Source organism: Streptomyces sp. SAS_272 (genome assembly GCF_052543235.1).
Window position 1 is genome coordinate 1 of record NZ_JBMNDR010000188.1, and the last position, 3,732, is coordinate 3,732.

At 74.1% G+C, this 3,732-nt stretch carries 1 protein-coding gene; it reads right to left on the reverse strand.

Annotation, left to right across the window (positions count from 1 at the left end; translation table 11 throughout):
- A partial coding sequence (locus ACN6LD_RS41925; RefSeq protein ID WP_445045912.1) for an SDR family NAD(P)-dependent oxidoreductase occupies positions 1 to 3,554 on the reverse strand: 3,554 nt, incomplete at its 3' end.
- Positions 3,555 to 3,732: the final 178 nt, after the last annotated feature.

Genomic DNA, 3,732 nt, shown 5'->3' on the forward strand with positions numbered 1-3,732 from the left:
ACAGAACCCGACGCCACCCACTCACCCGCGACACCCACCGACCGGCACTCGAACACCGACCGCGACCGCCACAACGACCACGCCACATCCACCGGGTCGGCTGCGGTGGACTCCAGATGCGCGGTCAGCTGCCGGACCTGGGCGGCCAGCGCCGCTTCCGTGCGCGCCGAGACGAGGAGGGGCACGACGGCCCGGTCGTGCGCCGGATTCCGCTCGACGGGCGCGGAATCGGCGTCCGCGACGTCCTGCGGCGGCGCTTCGAGGACGACGTGGGCGTTGGTGCCGCTGATGCCGAACGACGACACCGCCGCCCGTCGCGGCCGGCCGTCGGCCTCCTCCCACCCACGGGCCTGCGCCAGCAACTCCACCGCGCCCGCGGACCAGTCGACCAGCGGGGAAGGCTGATCGCCTCGCAACGACCCGGGCAGGGTGGCGTGGCGCATGGCCTGCACCATCTTGATGATCCCGGCCATGCCCGAAGCGGCCTGCGTGTGGCCGATGTTGGACTTCACCGACCCGAGCCACAACGGACGGTCGCCGTCGCGCTCCTGACCGTAGGTCGCCAGCAGCGCCTGCGCCTCGATCGGGTCACCCAGCTTCGTCCCCGTGCCGTGCGCCTCCACCACGTCCACGTCCGCAGCCGACAGACCCGCGTCCGCCAGCGCCGCACGGATCACCCGCTGCTGCGACGGACCGTTCGGCGCCGTCAACCCGTTCGACGCACCGTCCTGATTGATCGCCGAACCCCGCACCACCGCCAGCACCTGATGCCCCGACGCCACGGCGTCCGACAACCGCTCCAGCAACAGCACACCCACACCCTCGGACAGGGCGAATCCGTCGGCGTCGGCGGCGAAGGGCTTGCAGCGGCCGTCGGGGGCGAGGGCACGCTGGCGGCTGAAGGCGACGAAGGCCCCGGGGCCCGACATCACGGTGGCCGCGCCGGCCACCGCCAGACGGCACTCTCCGGCGCGCAGCGCGCGCACCGCCAGGTGCAGGGCGACCAGGGAGGAGGAGCAGGCCGTGTCCACGGTGACCGCCGGGCCCTCCAACCCCAGGGCATAGGCGATGCGCCCGGACGCCACACTGGCTGCCGCTCCGGTCGCGAGGTACCCCTCGTTCTCCCCGGAGGCAGCGCGCAGCTGGGCGGCGTATTCCTGGTCGGTCAGGCCGACGTACACGCCGGTCGAGCTGCCCCGCAGCGTCTTGGGGTCGATGCCCGCGCGCTCCAGGGTCTCCCAGGCGGTCTCCAGGAGCAGTCGCTGCTGCGGGTCCATCGCCATGGCCTCACGCGGGGAGATCCCGAAGAAGGCCGCGTCGAACTCGGCCGCGTCGTCGAGGAATCCGCTCTCCCGGACGTAGCTGGTGCCGAGGCGGTCGGGGTCGGGGTCGTAGAGGGCGTCGAGGTCCCAGCCGCGGTCGGTGGGCAGCGGGGAGACGACGTCCATGCCGTCGGCCACGAGACGCCACAGGTCCTCGGGCGCGCGGACGCCGCCGGGGAAGCGGCACCCCATCGACACGATCGCGATCGGTTCGTCGGCGGCCGTCGGAGCGACCGCGCCCGCGCTGTCCGTGGCGGGCCGCGCGTCCGCGCGCCCGCCGCCGAAGGCGAGGTCGTCGACGCAGGCGGCGAGCGCGGAGATGCTGGGATGGTCGAAGACGACGGTGGTGGGCAGCTTCAGGCCGGTGGCACGGTGCACACGGTCGCGCAGCGCCACAGCGGTGAGGGAGTCGAAGCCGAGATCCTTGAAGGCCGTGTCGACGCTGACCGCTTCCGCGTCCTCGTGCCCCAGCGCCGCGGCCACGTGGGCGCCGATCAGGGCGCGCAGCGCGGCGGTCCGCCGCTCGGGCTCGAGATCGGCCATCTCGCGCAGGGCGGTCGAGACGCCTTCGCCCCGGGCGGCCCCGGCCGCCGTCTCCGTCGTCTCGGCCCCGGAGGGAGCGAGTTCGGAGAGGAGGGCACTGCCGCGTACGGAGGTGAAGACCTCCGCGAACCGTCGCCAGTCGACGTCGGCGACCGCGACGACCGTGTCCTCGTGGTCGAGGGCCTGCTGAAGGCCGGTGATCGCGGTGGCCGGCTCGATGACGGGGACGCCGCGACGGCGCAGGTCGTTCTGGACGGACTCGGCGATCATGCCACCGCCGGACCAGGGCCCCCAGGCCACGCTGAGCACGGGCGCGCCGTCGGCCCGCCGGCGTTCGGCACGGGCGTCGAGGATCGCGTTCGCGGCACCGTAGGCGGCGTGGTCGGCGACCCCCCAGGTGCCGGAGATCGAGGAGAAGTAGACGACGGCGTCGAGTTCGGCCGTGTCCAGCACCTCGTCGAGGTGGGCGGCGCCCAGCACCTTGCCAGACAGCGTCGCGGCGAGGTCGTCGACGTCGGTCTGCGTGATCGGGCCGAGAACGCTGACGCCGGCCGCGTGGACGACCGACCGCACCGGACCGCCGCGCTCGGCGAGGCCGTCGACGAGGTCGGCGAGCGCCTGACGGTCCGCGGTGTCACAGGCGGCGACGGTGATCCGGGTGCCGTGGGGCGCGAGTTCGTCCCGCAGACCGGCGATGTGGGCGCCGTCGCCACGACGACCGGTCAGGACGAGGTGTTCGGCTCCACGGGTGGCCAGCCACCGGGCGACGTGGGCGCCGAGCGCGCCGGTTCCCCCGGTGACGAGGACGGTGCCGCGCGGGCGCCAGTCACGCGGCGCCGGCTTGCCGCGGGTAGCGGCCTGGACGAGCCGACGGCCGTACGTCCTGCCGTCTCGGAGGGCCACCTGGTCCTCCGCCACGCCTGCCGTGACGGCGTCCAGCAGCAGCCCCACGAGGCCGTTCGGCGCGGCCTGGGGCAGGTCGACGAGTCCGCCCCAGCGCTTGGGGTGTTCCAGGGCGGCGCTCCGGCCGATGCCCCAGACGCCGGCCTGTTCGGGCGCCGCCGGCCCGTCGTCGTCGCCGACGGCCACGGCGCCTCGGGTCACACACCACAGAGGTGCGTCGATGCCCACGTCGCCGAGAGCCTGCAGGAGTGTGAGGGTGCCGGCGAGCCCGAGCGGTACGGCGGGCTGCCGGGGGTGCGGCCGCTCGTCGAGCGCCAGCAGCGAGAGCACCCCGGCGAACACGTCGGCGGTGGTCAGCAGCGCCCCGAGCGCCGCGCGGTCCAGCCGGGCAGCGTCGACGGCGGCGACGACGGCACGAGCTCCGCGCGCTTGCAGTTCCGCCCGCACGTCGGTGACCAGGTGGTCGCCTTCCATCGACTCGGGGACGACGATCAGCCAGGTTCCTCCGGCGGCGGCGGGGGCGGTCGCGGTCAGCGGCCGCCACTCCACTCGGTGCCGCCATCCGTCGACCACTCCCCGCTCGCGGTGTGCGGTGCGCCAGGCGGCGAGAGCCGGCACGACGCTCTCGAGCCCCTCCGCCACGCCGAGAGTGCCCGCCAACTCCTCGAGGTCGCCCTCCTCGACGGTCCGCCAGAACCGCTCCTCCACCGGGTCCGCACCCGCCATCGGCTTCGGGACCTCCAGCCAGTAGCGGCTGCGCTGGAACGCATACGTCGGCAACTCCACCCGAGAAGGCGACAACCCCGCGAACACCGGACCCCAGTCGACCGCCACACCCCCCGCCCACGCCTCACCCAGAGACACATAGAACCGCCCCAGACCACCCTCACCCCGACGCAACGAACCCACCACCACCGCATCCCCGCCCACAGCCTCGACCGTCTCACCGATCGGCACCGCCAAC